Annotated in this window: 25 protein-coding genes, 2 tRNA genes and 1 other RNA gene; 14 read left to right on the top strand and 14 right to left on the bottom strand. The window is 67.1% G+C overall.

From position 1 onward, the window contains the following. Nucleotides 1-25 precede the first annotated feature (25 nt). An RNA gene (gene ffs / locus AMB_RS23805) (signal recognition particle sRNA small type) lies at nucleotides 26-124 on the top strand. A 151-nt stretch (nucleotides 125-275) separates the two neighbouring features. Here ffs and AMB_RS21465 read toward each other — a convergent pair. The 7 genes from AMB_RS21465 to AMB_RS21495 all read right to left on the bottom strand — a co-directional run bounded on the left by AMB_RS21465 (nucleotide 276) and on the right by AMB_RS21495 (nucleotide 5,109). Beyond that, nucleotides 276-632: a MarR family transcriptional regulator gene (locus tag AMB_RS21465; RefSeq protein WP_043747147.1), complete on the bottom strand. Its 357-nt coding sequence runs from the start codon at nucleotides 630-632 to the stop codon at nucleotides 276-278. A 217-nt stretch (nucleotides 633-849) separates the two neighbouring features. Continuing rightward, nucleotides 850-1,551: a nucleotidyltransferase family protein gene (locus AMB_RS21470; RefSeq protein WP_011386596.1), complete on the bottom strand. Its 702-nt coding sequence runs from the start codon at nucleotides 1,549-1,551 to the stop codon at nucleotides 850-852. After that, complete coding sequence (locus tag AMB_RS21475; RefSeq protein ID WP_011386597.1) at nucleotides 1,548-2,540, bottom strand: aminoglycoside phosphotransferase family protein; 993 nt, start codon at nucleotides 2,538-2,540, stop codon at nucleotides 1,548-1,550. The genes AMB_RS21470 and AMB_RS21475 overlap by 4 nt, the downstream gene beginning before the upstream one ends. Continuing rightward, nucleotides 2,533-3,003: a tRNA (adenosine(37)-N6)-threonylcarbamoyltransferase complex ATPase subunit type 1 TsaE gene (tsaE, locus tag AMB_RS21480; protein ID WP_011386598.1), complete on the bottom strand. Its 471-nt coding sequence runs from the start codon at nucleotides 3,001-3,003 to the stop codon at nucleotides 2,533-2,535. The genes AMB_RS21475 and tsaE overlap by 8 nt, the downstream gene beginning before the upstream one ends. Further along, nucleotides 3,000-3,944 carry a tyrosine recombinase XerC gene (locus AMB_RS21485; protein ID WP_011386599.1) on the bottom strand — a complete coding sequence of 315 codons (945 nt, stop codon included), beginning with the start codon at nucleotides 3,942-3,944 and terminating at the stop codon, nucleotides 3,000-3,002. Before AMB_RS21485 ends, tsaE begins: the two co-directional genes overlap by 4 nt. Nucleotides 3,945-4,006: 62 nt before the next feature. Then, nucleotides 4,007-4,372, bottom strand: a complete 366-nt coding sequence (locus AMB_RS21490; protein ID WP_011386600.1) for a DUF805 domain-containing protein — start codon at nucleotides 4,370-4,372, stop codon at nucleotides 4,007-4,009. Between the two features lie 23 nt (nucleotides 4,373-4,395). Next, nucleotides 4,396-5,109, bottom strand: coding sequence for a DUF484 family protein (locus AMB_RS21495; protein ID WP_043745545.1), 714 nt, complete (start codon nucleotides 5,107-5,109; stop codon nucleotides 4,396-4,398). 125 nt (nucleotides 5,110-5,234) lie between these two features. On the opposite strand from AMB_RS21495, the gene AMB_RS21500 reads away from it, so the two are divergent. The 3 genes from AMB_RS21500 to AMB_RS21510 all read left to right on the top strand — a co-directional run bounded on the left by AMB_RS21500 (nucleotide 5,235) and on the right by AMB_RS21510 (nucleotide 10,357). Beyond that, nucleotides 5,235-7,373 carry a primosomal protein N' gene (locus tag AMB_RS21500; RefSeq protein WP_043745547.1) on the top strand — a complete coding sequence of 713 codons (2,139 nt, stop codon included), beginning with the start codon at nucleotides 5,235-5,237 and terminating at the stop codon, nucleotides 7,371-7,373. Nucleotides 7,374-7,384: 11 nt separating this feature from the next. After that, entirely contained in the window at nucleotides 7,385-9,232 is a 1,848-nt protein-coding gene (gene recQ / locus AMB_RS21505) for a DNA helicase RecQ (protein WP_050750833.1), read from the top strand. 153 nt (nucleotides 9,233-9,385) lie between these two features. Beyond that, nucleotides 9,386-10,357, top strand: a complete 972-nt coding sequence (locus AMB_RS21510; RefSeq protein WP_148207513.1) for a hypothetical protein — start codon at nucleotides 9,386-9,388, stop codon at nucleotides 10,355-10,357. Nucleotides 10,358-10,373: 16 nt separating this feature from the next. On the opposite strand, the gene AMB_RS21515 is transcribed toward AMB_RS21510, so the two are convergent. Both AMB_RS21515 and AMB_RS21520 read right to left on the bottom strand, forming a co-directional pair. Next, nucleotides 10,374-10,934, bottom strand: coding sequence for a hypothetical protein (locus AMB_RS21515; protein ID WP_148207514.1), 561 nt, complete (start codon nucleotides 10,932-10,934; stop codon nucleotides 10,374-10,376). A 135-nt stretch (nucleotides 10,935-11,069) separates the two neighbouring features. Beyond that, nucleotides 11,070-11,146: transfer RNA gene (locus AMB_RS21520), tRNA-Arg, on the bottom strand. Nucleotides 11,147-11,427: 281 nt separating this feature from the next. On the opposite strand from AMB_RS21520, the gene AMB_RS21525 reads away from it, so the two are divergent. Further along, nucleotides 11,428-12,531 (top strand): hypothetical protein, encoded by a 1,104-nt coding sequence (locus AMB_RS21525; RefSeq protein ID WP_011386606.1) that lies wholly within the window; start codon nucleotides 11,428-11,430, stop codon nucleotides 12,529-12,531. Nucleotides 12,532-12,900: 369 nt separating this feature from the next. On the opposite strand, the gene AMB_RS21530 is transcribed toward AMB_RS21525, so the two are convergent. Next, nucleotides 12,901-13,383, bottom strand: coding sequence for a hypothetical protein (locus tag AMB_RS21530; protein ID WP_011386607.1), 483 nt, complete (start codon nucleotides 13,381-13,383; stop codon nucleotides 12,901-12,903). A 173-nt stretch (nucleotides 13,384-13,556) separates the two neighbouring features. Here AMB_RS21530 and AMB_RS21535 point away from each other — a divergent pair, with 173 nt between their 5' ends. Both AMB_RS21535 and AMB_RS21540 read left to right on the top strand, forming a co-directional pair. Beyond that, nucleotides 13,557-13,895, top strand: coding sequence for a cyclic nucleotide-binding domain-containing protein (locus AMB_RS21535; RefSeq protein WP_009870136.1), 339 nt, complete (start codon nucleotides 13,557-13,559; stop codon nucleotides 13,893-13,895). Nucleotides 13,896-13,902: 7 nt separating this feature from the next. Beyond that, nucleotides 13,903-14,343 carry a type II toxin-antitoxin system RatA family toxin gene (locus AMB_RS21540; RefSeq protein WP_011386608.1) on the top strand — a complete coding sequence of 147 codons (441 nt, stop codon included), beginning with the start codon at nucleotides 13,903-13,905 and terminating at the stop codon, nucleotides 14,341-14,343. A gap of 208 nt (nucleotides 14,344-14,551) precedes the next feature. Here AMB_RS21540 and rpsA read toward each other — a convergent pair whose 3' ends face one another. The 3 genes from rpsA to aroA form a co-directional block, all read right to left on the bottom strand. After that, entirely contained in the window at nucleotides 14,552-16,249 is a 1,698-nt protein-coding gene (rpsA, locus tag AMB_RS21545) for a 30S ribosomal protein S1 (RefSeq protein WP_011386609.1), read from the bottom strand. 138 nt (nucleotides 16,250-16,387) lie between these two features. After that, a complete protein-coding gene (gene cmk / locus AMB_RS21550) occupies nucleotides 16,388-17,023 on the bottom strand; it encodes a (d)CMP kinase (RefSeq protein ID WP_011386610.1) in 636 nt (211 codons plus the stop codon). Next, entirely contained in the window at nucleotides 17,020-18,354 is a 1,335-nt protein-coding gene (gene aroA / locus AMB_RS21555) for a 3-phosphoshikimate 1-carboxyvinyltransferase (RefSeq protein WP_043745553.1), read from the bottom strand. Before aroA ends, cmk begins: the two co-directional genes overlap by 4 nt. 186 nt (nucleotides 18,355-18,540) lie before the next feature. Between aroA and AMB_RS21560 the strand changes: the two genes are divergently transcribed. Together AMB_RS21560 and AMB_RS21565 are read left to right on the top strand one after the other, a co-directional pair. Next, a complete protein-coding gene (locus tag AMB_RS21560) occupies nucleotides 18,541-18,921 on the top strand; it encodes a TIGR02300 family protein (RefSeq protein ID WP_011386612.1) in 381 nt (126 codons plus the stop codon). 117 nt (nucleotides 18,922-19,038) lie between these two features. Further along, nucleotides 19,039-19,114: transfer RNA gene (locus tag AMB_RS21565), tRNA-Ala, on the top strand. Nucleotides 19,115-19,178: 64 nt separating this feature from the next. Here the strand turns inward: AMB_RS21565 and AMB_RS21570 are convergent. Further along, a complete protein-coding gene (locus AMB_RS21570) occupies nucleotides 19,179-19,613 on the bottom strand; it encodes a bacteriohemerythrin (RefSeq protein WP_011386613.1) in 435 nt (144 codons plus the stop codon). Nucleotides 19,614-19,946: 333 nt separating this feature from the next. Between AMB_RS21570 and AMB_RS21575 the strand changes: the two genes are divergently transcribed. From AMB_RS21575 to AMB_RS21595, 5 genes are all read left to right on the top strand, one after another. Beyond that, a complete protein-coding gene (locus AMB_RS21575) occupies nucleotides 19,947-20,765 on the top strand; it encodes a phage capsid protein (protein ID WP_043745556.1) in 819 nt (272 codons plus the stop codon). A 13-nt stretch (nucleotides 20,766-20,778) separates the two neighbouring features. Further along, on the top strand, nucleotides 20,779-21,048 hold the full coding sequence (locus AMB_RS21580; protein ID WP_011386616.1) for a hypothetical protein: 270 nt from the start codon (nucleotides 20,779-20,781) through the stop codon (nucleotides 21,046-21,048). Between the two features lie 347 nt (nucleotides 21,049-21,395). Continuing rightward, on the top strand, nucleotides 21,396-21,965 hold the full coding sequence (locus tag AMB_RS21585; RefSeq protein ID WP_011386617.1) for a hypothetical protein: 570 nt from the start codon (nucleotides 21,396-21,398) through the stop codon (nucleotides 21,963-21,965). After that, on the top strand, nucleotides 21,962-23,866 hold the full coding sequence (locus AMB_RS21590; protein WP_011386618.1) for a hypothetical protein: 1,905 nt from the start codon (nucleotides 21,962-21,964) through the stop codon (nucleotides 23,864-23,866). The genes AMB_RS21585 and AMB_RS21590 overlap by 4 nt, the downstream gene beginning before the upstream one ends. A 21-nt stretch (nucleotides 23,867-23,887) precedes the next feature. Further along, nucleotides 23,888-25,147, top strand: a complete 1,260-nt coding sequence (locus tag AMB_RS21595; RefSeq protein WP_011386619.1) for a hypothetical protein — start codon at nucleotides 23,888-23,890, stop codon at nucleotides 25,145-25,147. The last annotated feature ends 8 nt before the right edge of the window (nucleotides 25,148-25,155 follow it).

Here is a 25,155-nt window from a genome sequence, read left to right on the forward strand (position 1 = left end):
TGCCGGTTGCTCTTATGGTCCGCCCCGGGAGATCGGCATGGACGGACCCGTCGCCAACCCGGTCAGGTCCGGAAGGAAGCAGCCGTAACGATTTCCGGTCCGGGTCGTGTCCGGTCTCCCACCCTTCCCCTACAGAGTCAGTCTGTCATCCCGAGCACAAGCGAGGGATCTCATCCTGGCATGCTGTTTCCGAACTGGCCAGGCCGCAACAGACGGAGATTCCTCGGCTTTGCCTCGGAATGACAAGTTCGGGCCTCGGAATGACCAGCAGAGCCTCAGCCCGCCTCGTTGGCGTCGGCGGCGGCAGTGACGATGATGTCGCCGAACTCGCGCAGGAACACCGAGCCCTTCACCGTGCGCTGAATCAGCACCGAGCGGCGATCCTGGTCGTCGACCTTGCGCTTGACCAGGCCAAACTCGGTCAGGCGGTCCAGCGCACGGGTGATGGCGGGCTTGGAGATGTTCAGCGTCTCCGCCAGGCCGCGCACCGTATGGGGCGGCGGAATGAGGTAGACGGTCAGCAGCAGCGCCATCTGGCGGGCGGACAGGTCGGGGGCGTCACGCCGGACGCTTTCGACGATGGCTCCGCGCCAGAGGTCGAGAGCTTGCACCGGTTTCAGGGAAACGCCCATCATCCACTCATTCGTTGCGACGACGAAATCTTTTAGCCGAGGAGGGACTGGGGGGCAATGGCTCATATGGCCCCCCGCCGAATTGTCATACCCCGGGATTCCGAATTGTCATCCCGACGACCACCGGGAGGAGGGATCTCCGCTTGGCCGCCTTTTCCAATGAGGTAGGGCCGTCCCAGGCCGAGATTCCTCGCCTGCGCTCGGAATGACCCGGGGGTCAGGGCGACAGCAGACGCTCCACCTCGGGCAGCGCCTCCGGGGTGCCCACGTGGTACCAGTTGCCGTCGTGGACCAGCCCGAACAGGCGGCGGGCCTGGGCGGCCCGGTCATAAAGCACGTTCAGCGAGAACTTGCCCTCGGGCGCGCCCTCGAACAGCCGGTGGTGCAGCACCTGCACGCCGGAGAACAGATACGGCGCCGACGGGGCCTCGCCCCGCCGGTGGGGAACGTCGGCGGCGTCGAGGAAGAAATCGCCCTTGCCCTCGTAGCCCACGGCGCCCTCCACTTTTTGCAGCAGCAGCAGGGCGTCCATGCGGTTGGGGTCCCACATCCGCGCCAGACGGGCCAGGGCCGGGACCGGACCATCGGTCCAGATGATGTCGCTGTTGACCACGTAGAACGAGGAATGGCCGAGATGGGGCAGGGCCTTGGCCACCCCGCCGCCGGTCTCCAGCAGGTCCGGCTCGTGGGAGATGGTGATCTCGCCCCGGCCGGCCAGATGCTCGACCACCGTGTCGGCCAGCCAGTGGGTGTTGACCACGATATCGTCGATGCCGGCCCGCTCCACATGGTCCAGCGCCCGGTCCAGCATGGTGCGCCCGGCGACGCTGACCAGCGGCTTGGGCGTCGTCAGGGTGATGGGCCGCATCCTGAGGCCCAGGCCGGCGGCCAGGACCATGGCGTGGGTGATGGCGCTCACGGGCTGGGCACTCCCCGCGAGGCCTTGGGGATGTGGCGGTCGAGCCAGCGGCTCAGCTCGGCCAGGACCGGATGGCGGCACGAGGCCTCCAGCAGCCGCCACAAGCGGGGAATGTGGATCAGATAGCCGAACTTGCCATCGCGCTTGCACAGCCGGGTGAAGATGCCGATCACCTTGGCGTGGCGCTGGGCCGCCATCACCGCCCACGAGGCCTCGAACACCGCCCGGTCGAGATGGGGAAAGCGCCTGAGCCAGCGTCCCTTCATGATCTCGATCATCACCGGGTCGATGTCGCGCCGGGCGTCTTCCAGCAGGCTCATCAGGTCATAGGTGGCCGGGCCGATCACCGCGTCCTGGAAATCCAGCAGGCCGCAGGCGGCCAGCCCCGGACGGTCCAGCAGCAGCAGATTGTCCACGTGGAAATCCCGCAGCACCAGGGTGTCGGGCACCATGCGCGCCACCGGGAACAGCCTGGTCCAGATCTCCACGTATTCGGCCCGCACCGCCGCGTCGGTGTCGTGGCCGCTGATGGCCGGCATGTACCAGTCGGTCAGCAGGCAGGCCTCGGTCAGCAGCTTCTCGTCGTCATAGGGCGGCGTTCCGGCCAGCACGGAATCCGGCCGGGCGGCGATCTCGGCCAGCACGTCGGTGGCCAGCCGGTAAAGGGCCGGCTCGTCATGGCCCGCCTCCAGCAGCCGGGTATAGGTGCCGTCGCCCAGATCCTCCAGCAGCAGCAGGCCGTTCTCCTCGTCCACCGCCAGCAGGGCGGGGGCGGATAGGCCCATCTCGCGCAGATGGCGGGCGATGCGCACGAAGGGGCGCACGTCCTCCTTGGGCGGCGGCGCATCCATCAGCACCGCCGGCTTGCCGTCCAGCACCAGCCGGTCGTAATGGCGGAAGCTGGCATCGCCGGCCAGCCGCCCGCGCCGGGCGGCGCCCCAGCCGGCCTTGGCCAGGAAGTCTTGAATAAGATTTTCGCGCTCACTCATGCGCCAATTCTCCGATACGGTCGGCCCAGGGGCCATAAGCGGTCAAGGTGGCGTGGCGGCCCAGCCCGGCCTCGCCCTGTTGCAGCAGTACTTCGAGGCGGCGGCGCGGCAGATGGGGCCCCAACTTGTCGGGCCATTCGATCAGGCTGATGCCCTCGGCGAAGGCCTCCTCGATGTCCAGTTCCAGGGCGTCGTCGGGCTTTTCCAGACGGTAGAGGTCGAAATGCCAGACCAGCCCGGCCGGGGTCTCGTATTGCTGCACCAGGGTGAAGGTGGGGCTTGGCACCTCTTCCTCATCGTCGGTCAGCGCCTGGATCAGGGCGCGGGCCAGGGTGCTCTTGCCGGTGCCCAGCGTGCCTTCCAGGGCGATGACGTCGCCGGGACGGACCAGGGCGGCCAGCTTGCGGCCCAGGCGGATGGTGTCGGCCTCGACGGGCAGATCGAAGGAAATGACCAGACTCATGCCTTGGCCCTCGGATGGGCGTCACGATAGACGCGGGTGAGACGCGCCGCATCCACCTCGGTATAGCGCTGAGTGGTGGACAGCGAGGAATGGCCCAGCAATTCCTGAATGGTCCGGAGATCGCCGCCGCCGGCCAGCAGATGGGTGGCGAAGGAATGCCGCAGCGCATGGGGCGTGGCGGTCTCGGGCAGGCCCATCATCTGTCTGAGGCGGCGCATCTGCCGCTGCACCACGCCGGGATTGAGCGGCCCGCCGCGCGCGCCGAGAAAGATCGGGTCGGTGGGCTCGGCCGGATAGGGCAGGCGCTTCAGGTAATCGGCGATGGCGTCCCGGACCACGGGCAGCACGGGGACCACCCGCTGCTTGTTGCCCTTGCCGGTGATGACCATGGTGTCGCCCTTGGGCAGGTCGCGGCGGGTCAGCGACAGGGCCTCGCCCAGGCGCAGCCCCGCACCGTAAAGCAGGGTGAACAGCGCCACGTCGCGGGCCGCCAGCCAGGGCTCGTCATGCAATTCGCCCGCGCTGGACAAGGCTTCCAGCGCCTCGTCGGGGGCCAGGGGCTTGGGAACCGATTTCGGCGGGCGCGGCGACTTCACCGCCTTGAGCGCCGGGTTGTGGACCAGATCGTGGCGGTCGAGAAACTTGAAGAAGCCGCGCAGGGTGGACATCAGGCGGGCCAGGGACGACCGGCCCAACCCGTCCTGGGTGCGGCGCGCCAGGAAGGCGCGGAAATCCCCCGCCCCCAGGCTTGCCAGAGCGGCCAGATCGGGCTCGGCGGCCAGATGCTCGGTCAGGAAGGTCAGGAAGGCGGCCAGGTCGCGGCCATAGCCGTCCAGGGTATGGGACGAGGCCCGCCGCTCGGATCCCAGCCACTGCCACCACGATTCCACCGCGCGGGCCAGATCGGCCTTTGCCGCGAAATGGATGGGACTGGGAGGCATGGGAACCAACGCTCCGGGAAGAGTCGCCCCGAGGCCTGCCCCGGGGCGACAAGGTGGCGTGCCTAGGCGGAGCCTGCCAGCGGATCGTCGCCGAAGCGATTGGCACCCTCGGTGCCGCGCTTGCAGAACCACACCAGCATCAGGATGAAGCCGATGATCGGAACCAGGAAAATCAGCATCCACCAGCCCGACTTGTCCACATCGTGCAGGCGGCGGACCGATACCGCCAGCGACGGCACGAACAGACCGATCAGCAGGACGACGGGCAAAACCGACAGCGCACCATCGGCGGCCCCGGCGATCACCGAGAAGATCATGCTGACGATGAAATAGAACAAATTGAAGAACCAGTATTCCGACCGGATGGCCCGGCCCTGGAACGTGGCGTACTTACTCAGGTTGGTTTTGACAGCGGTTATGAAGTCCATATGGTCCCCCTCGATTTTAACATCTACCCCACAAATCTCCGCACCGAGCCCTCGACCACCCGAGCCAGGAAGGTGATCAGTTCGGTGGCCTGGCCGGCATGGAAGGTTCGGCCGTGACGCGACCCCAGCGCCATGGCCCCATCCGGTGACTTCCCCCCGGGCGACAGACGAACCACCGCCGAGGACTGCACCAGCCCGGCGCCGTCCCCGAACAGGGCGGGATCGCCCGGCATTTCCTCGGTCAGGGCGCAATCGCGGTCGGGACCGCCCATGATCCCCGCCACGGTGCCGACGGGAAGGGACAGGATGCCGGGGGCTCGCAATTCCGGCAGCACCTCGTCCGACTCCTCGAAGCACAGCGTCGCCACGTCCACGTCCAGCAGGGCCGGCAGGTCGTCGGAGACGGCTTCCACCAGCTCGGCCATGTTGTCGGCGCCCAGGATGGACAGCACGGCACGATGGGTGCGGGTCTGGATCGACATATTGGAGCGCGAGGTGTGGATCAGGTGCTCGGCGGCGCCTCGCACCCGCTCCACCTCGTCCCTGAGGCGGTCGATCATGAACACCTGCATGTCCAGCACGCCGTCCTCGCCGCCCCAGCGCGACGGCGGCGACAGGGACAGCAGCAGGTCGGGATGTCGGACCAGGAAGTCGGGATGGGCCTGCAGAAACGCCATGACCTGCCGTTCGTCGGGCAGCGGCAGATGCAACGCGGCGTCGTCGCGCTTGCGCGCCATGACCAATATTCCTTCCCTGGTTCTCCCTTGTTCCGTAGCTTATGCACGCCATGAACGACACTTCAACCCCCTCCCTGCTCAACCCCGGCTCCAGTTTGTACAACCCTGGGCAACGGGTGGCCGTGATGCTGCCCCTGCCGCTGGGGGGGGCCTACGACTACGCGGTCGGCGACGAGGCCTTGCGGCCGGGCGATTTCGTCGAGGTCCCACTGGGCAACCGTCTGGTGGCGGGCGTGGTCTGGGGAGCGGGCGACGGCAGGGTGGACATGGCCAAGCTGCGCCCGGTGGCGCACCGGCTGTCGGCGCGCCACCTGCCCGAGGTGTCGCGCCGCTTCGTCGACTGGGTGGCCGCCTACACCCTGGCCCCGCCCGGCGCGGTGCTGAAGATGGCCATGAGCGTGCCCTCGGCCCTGGAGCCCGTGCCGCCCATCCTCGCCCTGCGTCTTGCCGCCGCGCCGCCCGCATTCAAGGACACCGCCGCCCGGCGCAAGGTGATGGAGGCGGCCGGACGCCTGCCGCCCCTGTCCGCCGCCGATCTGGCCCGCGAAGCCGGGGTCGGCCCCGCCGTGGTCAAGGGACTGGTGGAGGCGGGCGTGCTGGACGTGGTGGAATTGCCGCCGCCGCCCGCCTTCGCCCCCCCCGACCTCCAAGCGCCCCGCGCCGAGCTGTCGCCGGGCCAGCAGGACGGCGCCGACACCCTGGTCGCCGCCCTGGGAGGCGGCTTTTCGGTGCAGCTCATCGACGGCGTCACCGGATCGGGCAAGACCGAGGTCTATTTCGAGGCGGTGGCCGAGGCCCTGGCCCGGGGCAAGCAGGTTCTGGTGCTGCTGCCCGAGATCGCCCTGTCGGCCCAGTGGCTGGACCGCTTTCGCCGCCGCTTCGGGGTCAGGCCCGCCATGTGGCATTCGGACCTGGGCGATGCCACGCGGCGCAAGACCTGGCGGGCCGTGGCCTCGGGCGAGGCCGCCATCGTGGTCGGCGCCCGCTCGGGCCTGTTCCTGCCCTTCCATAATCTCGGTCTGATCGTGGTGGACGAGGAACACGATCCCGCCTTCAAGCAGGAAGACCATGTCTGCTACCACGCCCGCGACATGGCGGTGGTCCGCGCCCGGCTGGGCGGATTCCCGGTGGTGCTGGCCTCGGCCACCCCGTCGCTGGAGAGTCTGGCCAATGTGCAGGCCGGACGCTATGGCCTGATCCACCTGCCCGACCGCCATGCCGGCGCCGTGTTGCCCGACATCGTGCCGGTGGATCTGCGCCGCTATCCGCCGCCCCGGGGCCGCTGGCTGTCGCCGCAGCTGGTCGCGGCGCTGGAAGAGGTGATGGCGGCGGGCGAGCAGGCCATGCTCTACCTCAACCGCCGGGGCTATGCGCCGCTGACCCTGTGCCGGACCTGCGGCCACCGGCTGCAATGCCCCCATTGCACCGCTTGGCTGGTGGAGCACAGGTCGGCGGGACGGCTGATCTGCCATCATTGCGGCCACCATATCCGCCTGCCGCCCAAATGCCCGGAATGCGAGGCCGAAGCCAATTTCGCCGCCTGCGGCCCCGGCGTGGAACGGGTGGCGGAGGAAGCCGCCCTGCTGTTCCCCAACGCCCGCATCGCGGTGATGACCTCGGACACCTGTTCCGGCCCCCATGCGGCGGCGGAGTTCGTGCGCCGGGTCTCCGACCACGAGATCGACCTGCTGGTGGGGACCCAGATCGTCGCCAAGGGCTATCACTTTCCCATGCTGACCCTGGTGGGCGTGGTGGACGCCGATCTGGGCCTGGACGGCGGCGATCTGCGGGCGGGCGAGCGCACCCATCAACTGCTGTCCCAGGTGGCGGGGCGCGCCGGCCGCGCCGAGCGCCCCGGCCGGGTGCTGCTCCAGACCTACCAGCCCGACCATCCGGTGATGCGGGCCCTGCGCTCGGGCGAGCGCGACGCCTTCATCGCCCGCGAAGCCGAGGCCCGCCGCGACGCCGGCATGCCGCCCTATGGCCGCCTGGCCGCCCTGATCCTGTCGGGGGCGGATGTGGGGATCGTCGAGTCCTACGCCCGCACCCTGGCCAAGGCCGCGCCCCGAACCGAGGGGGTGCAGGTGCTGGGGCCGGCGCCCGCCCCCATGGCCCTGCTGCGCGGCCGCCATCGCCGCCGCTTCCTGGTGCAGAGCGCCCGCTCGGTGAATCTCCAGGCCCTGCTGCGCGACTGGCTGGCCCGCGCCGCGCCACCTAAAAGCGTGCGAGTCCAGGTGGACGTCGATCCCTACAGCTTCATGTGACCGGAATTTTCATGCCCCTCCCGCTGCATATCCTGAAGACGGTCTTCGGCTTTCCCGCCTTTCGCGGCCAGCAGGAAGAAGTGATCCGCCATGTGGTGGAAGGCGGCGACGCCCTGGTGCTGATGCCCACGGGGGCGGGCAAGTCGCTGTGCTATCAGGTCCCGGCCTTGTGCCGCGACGGCGTGGCCATCGTGGTCTCGCCGCTGATCGCCCTGATGCAGAATCAGGTGGAGGCGCTGACCCAGCTGGGAGTACGCGCCGCCGCGCTGAATTCGGCCCGCAGCCCGGACGAGGCGCGGGTGATCGAGCGCCGCATGCAGGCCGGCGAGCTGGATCTGGTCTATGTGGCCCCCGAGCGCCTGGTGCTGCCCGGCTTCCTCTCCCTGCTCGAGGATTGCCGCATCGCCCTGTTCGCCATCGACGAGGCCCATTGCGTCTCGCAATGGGGGCATGATTTCCGCCCGGAATACCTGCAGCTGGCCCTGCTGCACGAGCGCTTTCCCGCCGTTCCGCGCATCGCGCTGACCGCCACCGCCGACGGCCCCACCCGCCGAGACATCGCCGAGCGTCTGAACCTTCAGGACGGGCGGCAATTCGTCGCCGGCTTCGACCGGCCCAACATCCGCTACCGCATCGCCGCCAAGAACAATGCGCGCGAGCAATTGGCCCGCTTCATCGAGGCCGAGCACGGCGGGCCGGGAGCGGACTCGGGCATTGTCTACTGCCTGTCGCGGGCCAAGGTGGAGGAGACCGCCGCCTGGCTGGCGGGCAAGGGCTATACCGCGCTGGCCTACCATGCCGGCCTCGACCAGTCGGTGCGCGCCGGCAACCAGGAGCGCTTCCTGCGCGAGGACGGCATCGTCATGGTGGCGACCATCGCCTTCGGCATGGGCATCGACAAGCCCGACGTGCGCTTCGTCGCCCATCTCGACCTGCCCAAGAGCCTGGAGGCCTATTACCAGGAAACCGGCCGCGCCGGGCGCGACGGCCAGCCCGCCGACGCCTGGATGGCCTACGGCCTGGAGGACGTGGCCAAGCTGGGGCAGTTCATCGCCTCCAGCCAGGCCTCGGACGCCCAGAAGCGCATCGAGTGGCAGAAGCTCAACGCCCTACTGGGCCTGTGCGAGACCACCCGCTGCCGCCGCCAGGTCCTGCTGGAATATTTCGGCGAGACCGACCATCCCCCTTGCGGCAATTGCGACACCTGCCTGGAGCCCATCGCCTCGTTCGACGGCACCGAACTGGCGCGCAAGGCCCTGTCCTGCGTCTACCGCACCGGCGAGAGCTTTGGTGCCGGCCATGTCATCGACGTGCTGCTGGGCAAGGACAATGACAAGGTGCGGCGTTTCGGCCACGAACGGCTCAGCACCTTCGGCATCGGCACCGAACTGCCCGCCGAGCAATGGCGCTCGGTGCTGCGGCAATTGGTGGCGGCGGGACTGCTGTCCATCGATACCGAGGGCCACGGCGCCTTCAAGCTGACCGAGGCCTGCCGGCCGGTGCTGCGCAGCGAGGTGCGGGTCGACCTGCGGCGCGATCCCCTGCCGGCCAGGGGCAAGTCCAAGTCCTCGGGCGGGAAAAAGACCGCGATTGCGCTGAGCGAGCCGGGCGACGAGGCCCTGTTCCAGCATCTGCGCGCCGAGCGCGTGGCCCTGGCCAAGGCCCAGGGCGTGCCGTCCTATGTCATCATGCATGACGCCACCCTGCTGGAGGTGGCGCGCCGCCGCCCCCGCCAGCCCGGCGACCTGGCCGACATCCCCGGCCTGGGCGAAGCCAAGCGGGAGCGTTACGGCCAGATCCTGCTGGACGCCGTCGCCGCCTTCGAGGCGCAGGACGCGGGCGAAGGCAAGCGCCGATGAGGTCCGCGATGGCGCCCGGCAGATCAGGAACATTTAGCGAACATCTTGCTTGCGCCGCTCGCCGATCGCAGGTAAGATCGCCAGCCATCAACACCCGAATTGCGCCCGGAGCCCGATCAAGGCTCCGGGCGTTTTCGTTTGATGGATACCACCATGCTTCCTTTCCCCCTGACTGAGGCCAGCCTGAAGGCGGCCATGCGGGACCCGCGCTACACCGAGTCCAGCCACCCCGCGTCCAAGGCGTGGCGCGACAGCGTTGCCCAGGGCTTCGCCACCCTCTACCCCGACGAGACTCTGCGCGGCGACCACACCGACCAACTGGAACGGCATCAGGGCGCCGATGGCCACATCTACGCCTCGGACGGAACCAAGGTCGCCAGCGGGACCGTCCGTGTCCGCAGTTACACCCGCACCGTCAACGGCCATGTGGTGGAGGTGGCGGCCCACGACCGGAGCGGCGGAAGCGAAGGCAAGGCGGCTGACCAGGGCCAGTCCGCTCCGCCCGCCAACAAGAAAGCTTTTTTCGACAGCAAGAACCCGCCCGGCACCTGGGACGACTTCCGGGGCAAGGCGCAATCCCTGCCCAATACCGGCGAGGCCGGCAAATTCGCCCTGGTGGAGATCTTCGGCCAGGAAGGTGGGGTGCCCAAGGACAGCACCAGTTCCGCCTCTGCCGGCATTCTTCAGGAAACCCTGGACAACGCCAAGGATGCCGGCGTGCCGGGCCTGGAAAAGACGACAACGCCGGCCAAGCTGAGCAATGAGCAACGCGCCGCCGTCATGCGCTATAAATTGGACCAGGAGGAATTGGGCCATGCGGGCGGCATCAAGGCCCTGGAATCCTTCGGCGATGCCCAGTCCGCCGCCGCCATGGCCGATACCCTCTATCGCCATGGCGGGGTTGATGGACCCAAGCTGCTGCAAGGGGCCATCAATGACGTGAAGCCTGGAGCGGTGCCGAAAACCGGCTACATGGGCAAACAGACCCTGGAGGCCTATGGCCGGCTGGCGTCATCGCCTGAAACCAAGGGCAGGCTGCTGGATGCGTTGGCGAAGCGGCGCACCACTGTGGCCCCCTACGAGAAGGCTCGCTTCGACTACTACCGCTATTCGGGGCGGCGCTGATCCTCAACGGGACGAGCTATTCGTAGCACGTCCCGTTGTACAGCCAATGCCAACCGCTCGGCCCTTCCCGACCGACGAAGCGCCAAAGGCCATCATCGCCGCGACGCACTACATGACGAAAGCGGTCGGATGGGGCAGCCGCACCGGTCGGGCAACGCTCTCGCCGGTGCTGATCCCGCCAACATTCCAGTTCATCGGTGTCGATCACCACGTCACCCGGCCGCCAAGCCATCGTGCAGGCGTGACGATACCATCTGGGAATGTCGTTCTCTCCCAGCACCCAGCTTGCGACCACGTGGTAGCGGGTAATTTTATAGAGGGCGGACTTGAATGAATTTTGGCGATCGACATAGTCCAACTCAGCGAGGGCGCACAGGCTCTTATCGCTGCGCGTGTAGCAGGCCAGCCAGCTCTCCACCGCGCACAGCGGCGAGGTCAGTTGGCCGATGCATTTGCTGTCGGTGCTGTCGGCATCCTGGGTGATGCGCCACCACGTGCCCGGCGGGTCGGCCGGCGGCAAATCCTGGGCAGCAACGTCCTCTCCCGCCAGGGCGGGCGCCGAAACAACCAGGACCATCAGCAGCAACCATCGTGCGAGCATAGCATCACGATAGCACGCAGCCTTCGCCACCCCCAGCCCTATCAAGCCAAGACCCCGCCACCAGGGGTGCGGGGTCTTGTTGGCTAACGGCCTGGAAAGCTTCAAGGAAAATGGCGCGCCCGGAAGGACTCGAACCTCCAACCCCCAGATTCGTAGTCTGGTGCTCTATCCAATTGAGCTACGGGCGCCCTGGTCGTCGGGAATGTCCCCCGGCGAGGACGCGGACCATACACAAACACCACCAGGGCCGCAAGCGGGAATTTGCGTGAAGCGAAAAACCGCAAAACCGTGTGGACTCAGGCCCTGGGAAAGCACCACTTATCGAAATGCGTACTTGTGGCCGCTTGGTCATTTGCGTAAAATCCGCCCCAAAGTTTGCGGGGGCAATCTGAACATTCATTCGTGAATACGAAAGTTCGCTCCCGCCGGTACTTGTCCGAACTGGCGACCCAAAGGATCAGCAATCCCCATGGCCCTGAAAAAGACCCATGCCGCCGCCCTGTGCGCGGTCCTCCTGGCGAGCGGGTGCTCGTTTGCCGAGGATGCGCTGTTCCCGACCTCGGGGACTGTCGCCCCTAACCAGGGAGTGAGCGCCGAGGCCGTGGCCGAAACGCCGCCCGCCATGGGAACCGGGAATTACGAGCCCATCGGCGTCACCGCCGGCTCGCCCACCGGAACCTTCGTCGGGGGCAAGGTCGTTGCCCTGCGTGGCGACCTGCAGTCCCTGCAGTCGACCCTGGCCCGCCAGAACCAGGCGTTGCAGCAGATCCGCAACGAGACGGTTCAGGACTCACAGCGCTATCACGGCACCGTCGCCGCCATCAACGCCCGCCTCCAGGTGGGCACCACCCCGGGCAATCCGGTGCTGACCCAGCAGTGGAACGCCGCCCAGGGTGAGTTGGACCGCATCACCGACGACGTGCTGAAGATGAACCGCCTGACCAACGACGTGACCGCGTCGTCGACCATGGCCGGCTTCCTGCTGGACTCGGTCCGGTCGGCCCGTTCGCTGTCCGGCGCCGTGGACGAGGATCACCGCCAGCTGCGCATCCTCGAGGACGAGACCAACCGTACCGTGGTGATGGTCGAGCGCCTGCTGTCCGAGCTGACCAGCGATTCCATCCGTCAGCAGCAGTATGTCGCGTCCGAGAAGCAGAACCTCAACACCCTGGCTCTCGGCATCAAGAACGGCGCCCTGTTCGCCGGCGGTCTGAGCGCCAACCGCATCAACGCCAGCTATGACGCCGCCCCGGCCCGTGCCATGGCTTCGGGCGAGACGCCGCTGGTCACCATCCGCTTCGACCGGCCCAACGTGAATTACGAGCCGGCCCTGTATGCCGCCATCAAGAGCGCGCTGGATCGCCGTCCCAGCGCCACCTTCGACGTGGTCGCCGTGTCGCCGGTGGGCAACACCCCCGGCACCCAGGCCCTGGCCGCCACCAATGCCAAGCGCAATGCCGATTCGGTGCTGCGGTCGCTGACCAACATGAACCTGCCCGCCAGCCGGGTGCGGACCACCTCCACCACCAGCCCGGCGGTGTCGGGCGGCGAAGTGCAGGTCTTCGTGCGCTAAGCAGGGCTGTTCGGACAAGACAAAAGCCCCGGGCCGCTGGTCCGGGGCTTTTTGCTTGGAAAGGGGTCATGTGGACTGCCGCCCATGCCCGCGCGGGGCCATCGGCCCCAGACCCCATTCCATTATTCAACAGGCTGCGGAAAAACGCCGCTTCGCGGCAGGGCTACCGCCCTGACCCGTTCAGAGGCGCAGCCTCCGAACCCCCAGGTTCATTTTATTTCAGAAAATTGAAATAACTGAAGGGTCCGGGAAGCTGTGCTTTCCGGTTGGGGGATCGGGGGCGAAAGCCCTCGAAGGGGCGTCTTTCCGCAGCCTGTTAAAAGGTGTCCGAGGCATCGACCCCGGACGGGCTTGAGCGAGTGCCCGATATCACTCCCGCGGCATGGCCAGGGCGTCGGGCAGCAGGCCGTCGAGGATCAGTTCCTCGATCATGCCCTCGACGATGCCGCGCGCCAGACGCGAGGCGCCGGAACTGCCCAGCATCATGTTGAAATAGGGCAGCATCAACTCCGTGGTCCGCACCCACTCCACCGCCTGGCCGCGCAGGTTGCGCTTGGCCGGCGAGATAGTATTGATGTGGGCCAGGGCCAGTTCCTGCAAGGTGGTCTTCAGCATGCCTTCGAGGGTATTTTTCTCCAGCAGCAGCTGATATTGCGGATTGTCGCGCTCACGCGCCGCCCAGGACGGGTCGGTGGCCGGCTGAGCCACGGGGTTTCCATCCAGCTGCTCGACCGCCTTGGCGACCATGCGCGCCGCCGACAGCTCCTCCTCCTCGGTGCAGCCGTTGGCGGTGGTCATGGCCATCAGCGCCCGGAGGCGGGCCAGCCCCCTGGCGCGTTCGTCACTATTCATGGCGCAGCCCTCAAGATCATCGGGCAAGTTTATGCCGGGCTCCGCCCTTCTGTCGATGGCCTAAGGAGCCCGTTGCACCCCGAAGTCGAGGTGATCGCTTGATATGCGCCTTCGAGAGTGACTCGGACGTCGAAGACGAATAAAGTCGTAGCGTAAAGGCTGGGGTGGCAGGCATGCGTAACGATAGGATTCTGGAACGCAAGGTCTTTTATGCCGGGGCAAAGATCTTCAACGAGGGCGACAGCGGCGATCGCGCCTACCTGATCCAGGACGGACAGGTGGAGATCATCAAGCACGGCATGACGCTGGCCACCATCGGCAAGGGTGAGCTGTTCGGCGAAATGGCCCTGGTGGACGATCAGCCGCGCATGGCCACCGCCAAGGCACTGACCGACGTGTCGTGCATCATCATTTCCCGCGACACCTTCCGCGAAAAGCTGGCCAAGGCCGATCCGTTCATTCGCGGCCTGCTCAACATCTTCGTGCGCAATATCCGCAACCTGACCCGCTGAGTCCGCCATGCATGCCCTGACCGGCGGCTGGGGCCTGGATGTGCCCGGCCACACGCCCGACGAGCTTTACGCCCTGGCGGTGGACATCGAATCCTATCCCCGTTTCCTGCCCTGGTGCCAGAAGGCCCGCATCCGCAGCCGCGACGGCGATCGGCTGGAGGTGGACAACCTGTTCGGCCTGGGACCGCTGCAGGCGCAATTCTCCTCCCAGGCGACGCAGGAGCCACCGGGCAAGCTGACCATCACCTCCCAGGACGGCCCCTTTCGCCGTTTCCGGCTGATCTGGACCTTCACGCCCCTGGAGGACGGTTGCCGCGTGGAGGCCGAGTACAAGATGGAACTGCGCTCGCCCATGCTGCACGCCATGGCCGCCATGTCCCTGCCGGCCATGGAGCACAAGGTGGCCCAGAGCTTCCGCAACCGGGTCCGCGAGGTTTACGGGCGGTAGGGGCCAAGGATCTGTCGGGCGATTGCCCGAACCCATTTGGGGCCATGCCCCAAACCCCCTTTTGATTCATGAATGAAAGGGAGGTTTGGAGGTCTCCTCCAAGCGGGGCCGGGGCGGCAGCCCCGCCTGGCTTATTGTCCCAAGGAAAAGGCCCGGCACCTTGCGGTACCGGGCCTTCCCTTTAACGGCTAAGCCGAAGAGAGGAGGATTACTCCTTCTCCTGAGCCTTGCGCATGGCGGCACCCAGGATGTCGCCCAGCGAGGCGCCCGAATCGGACGAACCGTACTCGGCCATGGCCTGCTTCTCTTCCTCGACCTCGCGCGCCTTCACCGACAGGGTGATCTTGCGCGCCGCCTTCTCGAAGGCGGTGATCTTGGCGTCGAGCTTCTCGCCGACCGCGAAGCGCTCGGGGCGCTGCTCGGAGCGTTCACGCGACAGCTCGGACTTGCGGATGAAGCCGGTCATGCCCTCGACGGTCACTTCCAGGCCGTTCTCGGTGACCTGGGTCACGGTGCAGGTGACCACGTCGCCCTTCTTGATGGACGCCACGGCGTCCTGATAGGGGTCGGCGCCCAGCTGCTTGATGCCGAGGCTGATGCGCTCCTTCTCGACGTCGACGTCCAGGACCTTGGCCTTGACCACATCGCCCTTCTTGAAGTTCTGGATGGCCTGCTCGCCAGGAGTCGCCCAATCCAGATCCGACAGATGAACCATGCCGTCGATATCGCCGGGCAGGCCGATGAACAGGCCGAACTCGGTGATGTTCTTGATCTCGCCTTCGACCAGGGTGCCCTGGGGGAAGCGATCCAGGAAGCCTTCCCACGGGTTGTTCATGGTCTGCTTGAGACCCAGCGAGATGCGGCGCTTCTGGGGATCCACGTCCAGCACCATGACCTCGACCTCCTGAGAGGTGGAGACGATCTTGCCGGGGTGGACGTTCTTCTTGGTCCACGACATCTCGGAGACGTGCACCAGACCTTCGACACCGGGCTCCAGCTCGACGAACGCGCCGTAGTCGGTGATGTTGGTGACGCGGCCGGAGAACTTGGCGTTGACCGGGTACTTGGCCTCGACACCCTCCCACGGATCGGCGTCAAGCTGCTTGATGCCGAGCGAGATGCGCTGGGTTTCCGAGTTGAAGCGGATGACCTGGACCTTGACGGTCTGGCCGATGTGCAGCGCCTCGGACGGGTGGTTGATGCGCTTCCAGGCGATATCGGTGACGTGCAGCAGGCCGTCGACGCCGCCCAGGTCCACGAACGCACCGTAATCGGTGATGTTCTTGACCACGCCCTCGAGGATCTGGCCTTCCTTGAGGTTCTCGATCAGCTCGGAGCGCTGCTCGGCGCGGGTCTCTTCGAGAACGGCGCGACGCGACACCACGATGTTGCCGCGCGAGCGGTCCATCTTGAGGATCTGGAACGGCTGGGGGGTGCCCAGCAGCGGGGTGATGTCGCGCACGGGGCGGATGTCGACCTGGCTGCCCGGCAGGAACGCCACGGCGCCCGACAGATCGACGGTGAAACCGCCCTTGACGCGGCCGAAGATCACGCCGGTGACGCGCTGCTGCGCCTCGAACGACTTCTCCAGCAGGGTCCAGGCTTCCTCGCGCTTGGCCTTCTCACGGCTGAGGACAACCTCGCCGTTGCGGTCTTCATAGCGCTCGACGAACACGTCGACCTGATCGCCGGCCTTGATGTCGGCGGCGCGGCCGGCGGTGGCGAATTCCTTCAGAGGGACGCGGCCCTCGGACTTGAGGCCCACGTCGATCACGGCGACGTCACCGTCGATCTCGACGATGGTACCGGTGATCACGGAGCCTTCAAACGAGCCACCCACACCGAGGGTCTCGTCCAGCAGGGCGGCGAAATCGTCGACGGCCTGCGCAATAGCGGTATTGGTCATTGTTAGGGAAGTTCCTTTCGTATCGTGTCTTTCCGGCCTGCCGGTTGAATCCGGCGGTCTTTGCGTAAAAAAGGACGTTTCTCAAAAAAGAAAACCACCGCCCAGGGTTGCCCGGGCGGCGTCAACAGGTTCTGAATGCTACCGTTTGGAACCGATGATCCCCAGCGCGGCGGCAAAAGCCTGATCGGCATCGAGGTCGGAGGTATCCAGCACGGCGGCATCCTGGGCCGGAACCAGCGGGGCGACCGCGCGGTTGGTATCGCGCTCGTCACGTTCCCGCATGTCGGCCAGGACGGTGCCGTATATAGCCCCCAGGCCCTTTTCCTGCAACTCTTTCAGCCGTCGCTCGGCCCTTTTTTCCACGCTGGCCGTGACGAACAACTTTACCTGCGCCTCGGGACAGACCACGGTCCCGATGTCGCGGCCGTCGAGCACGGCCCCCTTGCCCCCCGGCGGAGTGGCGGCGAAGCGGCGCTGGAAGTCCAGCAAAGCGGCGCGCACGCCGGGAATGGAAGCCACCTTGGACGCCGCCTGGGCGGCTTCGTCGATGCGCAGATCGGTGGCGGCCAGGTCATCCGGCGACAGCTGCCGGGCCGCCCGCTCGGCCAGGGCCACGTCGGCGGGGTCGAGCCCGGCGCGGGCCAGCTTCATGCCCACGGCGCGATAGATCAGGCCGGTGTCGAGATAGTCGAAGCCCAATTCAGCGGCCAGACGCCGCGCCAGAGTCCCCTTGCCGGCCGCCGCGGGGCCGTCGATGGCGATGATAGTGCTCACGGATTGTCTCCGGAAATCTTCGCCCCCAGCCCGTTCATCAGTTCGACGAAGGCGGGGAAGCTGGTGTCGATGGCTTCGGAATCGTCCACGGCCACGGGCCGGGCCGAGGCCATGCCCATCACCAGGAACGACATGGCGATGCGGTGATCGAAATGGGTGGTGACGGTGGCGTCGCCGTCGGGGATGCGTCCGGTCCCGTGGACGATGAGGGCATCCTTCTCCTCCTCCACCGCCACGCCGCAGGCGGCCAGGCCGCGCGCCATGGCGGCCAGACGGTCGCTTTCCTTGACCCGCAGCTCGCCCAATCCCCGCATGCGGGTGGTGCCCTCGGCGAAGGCGGCGGCCACGGCCAGGATGGGGTATTCGTCGATCATGGACGGCGCTCGCTCGGCCGGCACGTCCACGCCCTTGAGGCGCGACGAGCGCACCACCAGATCGGCCACCGGCTCGCCCGCCTGATCGCGGGGATGGTCGAAGCGAATGTCGGCGCCCATTTCCAGCAGGGTCTGGTACAGCCCGGTGCGCAAGGGATTGGTGCCGACGTTTGGCAGACGGATCTCGGAGCCCTCCACCAGCAGGGCGGCCACCACCGGGAAGGCCGCCGAGGAGGGATCGGCGGGCACCACCACCGGCCGGCCGGTCAGTTCCGGAAAGCCCACCACGGTAATGGCGCGGCCACCGCCCTCGGCGTCCTCGACCCGCACGGTGGCGCCGAAATTCCGGAGCATCAGTTCGGTGTGGTCACGGGTGGCCTCCCGCTCGATCACCGTGGTCTCGCCGGCGGTGTTGAGACCGGCCAGCATGATGGCCGACTTCACCTGGGCCGAGGCCACGGGAAGCTCGTAGGTGATGGGCGTGGGCTGCGCCGTGCCGGTCACCGCCAGGGGCAGGCGGCCGCCGTCACGGCTGACGAAGCGCGCCCCCATGCGCGACAGCGGATCGATCACCCGGCGCATGGGCCGCGAGCGCAACGAGCCGTCGCCGGTGAAAAAACAGGTGAAGGGATGGGTGGCCACCAGGCCCATCAGCAGCCGCGCCCCGGTGCCGGAATTGCCCATGTCGAGAACATCGGCCGGCTCCATCAGCCCGCCGACGCCGCGCCCGAACAGCCGCCACGATCCGTCGTCGCGGCGCTCGACCTCGGCGCCCAGCGCCCGCATGCAGGCGGCGGTGCGTAAAACATCGTCGCCTTCCAGCAGACCGGTGACCACGCTTTCACCCACCGCCAGGGCACCCAGCATCAGGGCGCGGTGCGAGATGGACTTGTCGCCCGGAACGGGCGCCGAACCGGCCAAAGGTGCGGCCCGACGGGATGAAAGCGGCTTGGCCATGATCACTCCTGATAACCAGCGGCAAGGGGAAAAGCTGCCCGCCGAAGCTCTATCACAGGCGCCTTCCGCGTCATAGACCCGCGTTCCATGCTGCACCGCCCACGCTTTTTCGTTTTGACACAGGGTGGGGAACATGGCAAATGGCCCCTTTACCGGGTTCGAGTGACACGTTGAAGGAGGACGAAGGTGGCAAAGCCGGAATGGGGACAGAAGCGCACCTGCCAAAGCTGCGGATGCCGTTTCTATGACCTGACGCGCACTCCCATCGTTTGCCCCAAGTGCGGGTCGACGGTCGAGCCCGACATGCCCTTCAAGGTGCGTCGCGGCAGTGCGGCAGCGGCGGAGAAGGTGGCCCCCGTGGCGGCGGCCATTCCCGTGGCGGCGAATATCGACGTGGACGATCTTCCCGTGGCCGAGGACGAGGACGAAGTCATCGACGGCGAGAACGAGACCGCCGACGACGATGAAAGCGGCCTGATCGAAGACGCCTCCGATCTGGGCGAGGACGATGACGACATGGCCGAGGTCATGGAACACATGGACGAGGAGATCGAGGACGAGGTCTGATTCGGCCTCATGGATTTCTGTTTGGCCGGCGATGAATTTTTCGCTTGCAAGGCCATCCGGGAAACCATATGTTCCGCCTCCACCGGCGGGGCCCCAAGCCCGCAGGTAACAAGTTTCGGGGCTATAGCTCAGTTGGGAGAGCGCTTGAATGGCATTCAAGAGGTCGTCGGTTCGATTCCGTCTAGCTCCACCAAAATAGTGAAGGCCCGGTCAGCGATGACCGGGCCTTCTGCTTTTCAGCTACCCCTCCTTCGGGACTAATGCTGGCCCCTCAGATAGATCCCGTTGTGGTTCAGCCAGTAAGGGCGCAGCTTCAGGTCGCTCTGGACGATATGGGCGGTGATCCATTCCTTGGCCAGCCCCGCCAGTTCGCGCAGCAACGGCGTGAAATTGCCGCGGGCGTCCAGCTCGTCGTACTGCTCCTTCAGCAGCTCCACCTTCTCCAGGATGGCGGCATGCTCCCTGTGATGCATCTCGGTGAAGGGGAACGAGCATTCGCGCTGGATTTTCTCCTCGCGGCCGAAGGCGGTGCTGGTCTCCTCGTACAGCCCGGTCAGAAACAGCCCCAGGGCGGTATGAGGTCCATGAGCCCCCAAGGCGCGCTCGAAGTCGTTGATGCGCCCGATCACATGCTTGCGGGCACGATCGATCTCGGGTTGGCCGATCGCCATGGCATCACGCCAAATCAGCATGGCGCCCTCCAGCCTCTATTGCGGACGTATGTATTTTCCCGCAGATCAGGGACGAGGTCCAGCCGCGCCTCGTGACGTTTCGTGGCGGGCCACAAAAAAGACGTTGACAATGTTCCTATCTGACGGTATATAAATTCCCATCAACACCCGAACTGCGTCCGACGCAAGGGTGTCGACCCCAACCCCTCTTCACCCCTCTCGGACAACCGGACCCATTGGTCCGGCCCGACGGACTTCCGGCGCCGTTCCGATGGCGCCCGGCCGCTGGCGCGCACGGTCGGGCAGAACCGACGGACGGCGACATCCCGACACAACCCCTCAGAGGAACAAAACATGTCCACGAGCGTCATCAACGCCTACTCCAGGCAGTACGGCCACGAAGTCCATGCCGCCTACCAGCGCATGGGCACCAAGCTGCGCAACACCGTTCGGACCCGCAACAACGTCAAGGGCGCCATCGCCGTCTTCCAGAAGGTCGGCAAGGGCACCGCCAGCACCAAGGCCCGCCACGGCAAGGTTCCGGTGATGAATGTCGACCACTCGGCCGTCGAGTGCCAGCTGTTCGACTATTACGCCGGTGACTGGCTGGACAAGCTGGACGAGCTGAAGATCGAGCACAACGAGCGCGAAGTGCTGATCAATGCCGGCGCCTATGCCCTGGGCCGCAAGACCGACGAACTGATCATCGCCGAACTGGACAAGTCCACCAACTATGCCCAGGACGGCACCACCGGCCTGACCAAGGCCAAGGTGCTGGAAGCCTTCGAGATGCTGGGCGAGACCGAAGTCCCCGATGACGGCAATCGCTTTGCCGTCGTCGGCTGGAAGCAGTGGTCGGACCTGATGTCCATCACCGAGTTCGCCCATGCCGATTATGTCGGCTCGGACGAACTGCCGTGGAAGGGCACCCAGGCCAAGCATTGGCTGGGCACCTTGTGGATGCCCCATTCGGGTCTGACCAAGTCGTCCAACGTGCGCTACTGCTACTGGTACCACCAGACGGCGGTGGGCCATGCCTGCGGCTCCGAGGTCAAGTCCGAGATCACCTACCAGGGCGATCGCGCCGCCTGGTTCGTCAACAACTTTATGAGCCAGGGTGCGGCGCTGGTCGATGCGACCGGCGTGGTGTCGCTGCGCTGCCTCGAATCCTAAGGGAGCTTACACCATGGCCTATCAGTCCAAGGACCTGTCGGTCCTGGCCTATGCCAACGGCTTCACGCTGTGGCACTACACCACCGCCGACAGCGGCAACACCGTCGATACCAGCGGCTATTTCAACGCCGCCTCGACCATGCTGCGCGTCGGCGACATCGTCGTCGCCAACGTGGACACCGCCGCCACCATGAAGGCCGGCCTGTTCCTGGTCTCCGCCAATACCGGCGGCGTGGTCGACGTCAACGACCTGACCCAGATCGGCAGCGCCGACTCGCGCTAGACGGTCTTTGCCCCTCCCCCGGAGCGATCCGGGGGAGACCCCATTCGCATGCTCACAGCTCCGGCCCTGGCGCTCCGGCGGGTTTTCCCTCGCCCCCGCCGTGTCAGCCGCCGGCCGCCGCCCCGCCTCCGCGCGACCCTCTCCGCAGCGGGGGCGGGGCGAGGACCTCGACCACTCCGTCTCGCGGGGCTCCCGCCCCCTGTTCTCGGCAAGTCCGGCCCCGGCTGGAGGCGATGCCTCCAAACCTCCCTTCATTTTGAAAATGAAAAGGGGGTTTGGGGCATCGCCCCAAATGGGCCCGGGCGATAGCCCGCGAACGGGATCATCAAGACCTTAGGAGATCCGCCATGGCCCTGTCCGCCATCGCCCTGTGTTCGCGCGCCCTGATCCGTCTGGGCGCCGCCCCCATTGCCGGCTTCGACGACGGCTCGGCCGAGTCGGAAGTGGCCGCCAACCTTTATCCGCCGCTGCGCGACGGCGCCCTGTCGTCCCACCCCTGGAGCTTCGCCACCGGCCAGGTCTCCCTGGCCCGGCTGGCGGGAGAGCCCCTGGCCGACTTCGCCTATGCCTACCAGCTGCCCACGGATTTTCTGCGGGTGCTGTCGGCCGGCCCCAGCGGCCGGGGCTCCGGCCTGGTGTTCCGTATTGCCGGCTCGCGGCTGCTCTGCGATGCCGACGAGGTGGTGCTGACCTATGTCTACCGCCCCGACGAAAGCGCCTTTCCGCCCTATTTCGACCAGATGCTGATGGCGCGGCTGACCGCCGAGTTCTGTATTCCGCTGACCGAGAGCACCACCCGGGCCCAGTTCCTGTTCCGGCTGGCCGAGGACGAGTTCCGCCGCGCCAAGCTGATCGACGCCCAGAGCCACACGCCGTCGGCCATCACCGACTTCCCCCTGGTGGAGGTGCGGTCATGAGCGGCCTACCCATCTTTACCAAGACCAGCTTCACCGCCGGCGAAGTGGATGTGGACCTGGCCGGGCGCGGCGATCTGGCGCTCTATGCCAACGGCGCCAAGTCCCTGCGCAACGTGGTGGTGGCGCCCATCGGCGGCGTCCGCCGCCGTCCGGGCCTGCGCCATGTGGCCCCGGCCCGCGGCCCCGGCCGCCTGATCGCCTTCGAGTTCAACACCGAGCAGACCTATCTGCTGGCGCTGTCCGACCATCGGATGGACATCTACGCCGACGGCGCCAAGGTGGCCGAGCTGGAGACTCCGTGGAGCACGGCCCAGGTCGCCCAGCTGAGCTGGACTCAGAGCGCCGACACCCTGCTGGTGGTCCATCCCGACGTGGAACCCCGCAAGATCACCCGCACCGGGGCGAATTCCTGGGTCCTGGAGACCTGGAGTTATTACCAGGAAGACGGCATCCTCTACGTGCCCACCCACAAATTCGCCAAGGACGCCGTCACCCTGACCCCCAGCGGCACCAGCGGCACCATCACGCTGACCGCGTCCGAGGCGGTGTTCGATGCCGCCCATGCGGGCTGTCGCTTCCGGGTGGGCGGCAAGCAGGTGCTGATCAGCGCCGTGACCTCGGCCACCCAGGCCCAGGCCGAGGTCAAGCAGACCCTGGGCGGCACCGCCGCCACCGAGGATTGGGAGGAGCAATCCTTCTCCCCCCTGCGGGGCTGGCCGGTCTCGGTCTGCTTTCACCAGGGGCGCCTGGCCATCGGCGGCAGCCGCGGCCTGCCCAACCGCCTGTGGCTGTCCAAGTCCATGGACCTGTTCAACTTCGACCTGGGCACCGGCCTGGACGACGAGGCCATCGAGTTTAGCCTGCTCTCCACCCAGGTGGATGCCATCCGGGCAGTGTTTTCCGGCCGCCATCTGCAGGTCTTCACCTCGGGAGCCGAATGGATGGTGGTGGGCTCGCCGCTCACCCCCACCAAGATCCAGCTCAACCGCCAGACAAGGGTCGGATCGCCGGTGGATCGCTCGGTGCCGCCCCGCGACGTGGACGGCGCCACCCATTTCGTCTCGCGCAGCGGCCGCGACCTGCGGGAGTTTCTGTTCGCCGACGTGGATCAGGCCTATCAGGCCAACGACCTGTCCATGGTGGCCAAGCACGTCATGAACACCCCGGTGGACCAGGATTACGATGCCAGCCGCCGCCTGTTCCACGTTGTCATGGCCGACGGGCTGATGGCGACCCTGACCGTCTATCGCGCCGAGAAGGTCACCGCCTGGACGGTGTTCGAGACCCAGGGGGCGTTCCGCTCGGTGGCGGTGGTGGACGGCGACACCCATGTGCTGGTCGAGCGCGGCGGCAGCCATGTCATCGAATGCTTCGACGATACGCTGAACCTGGACGCCGCCCTGGCCGGACACCGCGACACGCCGACGACGATGTGGAGCGGTCTGGACCACCTGGACGGCCAGACCGTCCGCGTGCTGATGGACGGAACCTCGGTCGCCGAACTGACGGTTACCGGCGGCCAGATCACGCTGCCCCGTCCGGCCGGCACCATCGAGGCCGGGCTGGCCTACGCCCACCGGATCGAGCCCCTGCCGCCCCAGGCGGCGGCCGGACAGCCCATGGCCGCCGGCAGGGCGGTCCGCCTGGTCCAGGCCTGCTTCCGCGTGCTGGACACCCAGGCGCTGTTCATCGATACCGGGCGCGGCGCCACGCCCATTCCGTTCCGGCGCCGCGGCCCCGAGCGCTTCGCCACCCGGCCACCGGCCTTTTCCGGAGACGTCAAGGTGCGCGCCATCGGCTGGGTCCGCGACGTCATGCAACCCCTGTGGCGAATCGAGCAGGATCTGCCGCTGCCCTGCACGGTGATCTCGGTGTCCACCGAGATCAAGGGCGCCGAGTAGATCAGAACTGGAGAACAAATCATGACCAATTACACTCAGGTCGCCAATGTGGTGCCCCGCGTCCGCTATTCGGCCAACGGCGTCCAGACGGCCTTCGGTTTTTGCTTCCCGGTCTTCGATGCCGAGGATCTGGAAGTCTGGGTCGATCAGACCCTGCAACCCCGCGCCGCCTATTCCGTGTCCGGTGTGGGGGTGGAGATCGGCGGCACGGTGATTTTCACCGTTCCGCCGCCCGCCTCCACCCAGGTGACCTTGCGCCGCCGCATGGCCCTGAAGCGCGACCGGGAATTCACCGACACCGCCGTCGAGTCCTGGCGGCTCAACAACGCGCTCTATTACCAGATGGCGGCGCTGCAGCAGGTGGCGGACGAGGCCTCCCTGGCCGTCAAACGGTCGTTCCGCAGCCTGTCCAACGCCGACCTCACCCTGCCCGAGCCGGCGGCTGGCCGCTCCATCCGCTGGAACGACGCGGGCGATGGGCTGGTCAACAGTGCCGCCGACGTGGATTCCGTCCTGCCCCTGGCCACCTCCCGGGCGCAGGATGCCGCCGCCAGCGCCGCCAGCCAGTCGTCCGCCGCGTCTTCGGCGGCCAGCGCCACCACCTCGCGGAACATCTGCGACGCCGATGTGGTGGTGACCGGCGCCGACCGCGCCGCCGTGGCCGCCGACAAGACCAGCGTGGCGGCGGATCGGACGACGGTTCACGCCGATCGTCTCGCCGCCGAGGCCTCGGCCGCCCTTGCCCTCTCGGCCGAGAGCGCCGCCGCCCTGTCGGCGGCCAATGCCGCCACGGCCGCGGCCACCGTCTCGACCCAGGCGGCGACCGCCCAGGCGGCGGCCAGTGCCGCTTCGGCCAGCCAGTCCTCGGCCCATGCCTCGGAACTGAGCGCCGCCGGATCGGCCTCGGCCGCCATCGCCGCCGCCTCCCAGGCCCAGGCTGCTGCCGGAATCGTCATGTTCAGCAATGTGGCGGTTTCCGGCCAGGCCACCGTCGCGGCCGATCAGGCCGGCGACACCCTGACCCTGGTGGCGGGCAGCGCTCTGTCCATCACCACCGATGCTGCCAGCGACAGCGTGACCATCGCCGTCACTCAAAGCGGCATCGACTCCCTGATCGGCCTCAGCACCGCCGGCCGCGCCCTGATCGACGATGCGGATGCCAGCGCCCAGCGGACCACGCTGGGGCTGGGCAATGCCGCCACCCTCAGCACCGGCCATGCGAGCGCCAACCTTCCCACCGTCGCCGCCATGCATGCCATGGCGGCGGCTTTCACCGCCTAAGGAGAGAT

Source organism: Paramagnetospirillum magneticum AMB-1, from assembly GCF_000009985.1.
GTDB lineage: Bacteria > Pseudomonadota > Alphaproteobacteria > Rhodospirillales > Magnetospirillaceae > Phaeospirillum > Phaeospirillum magneticum.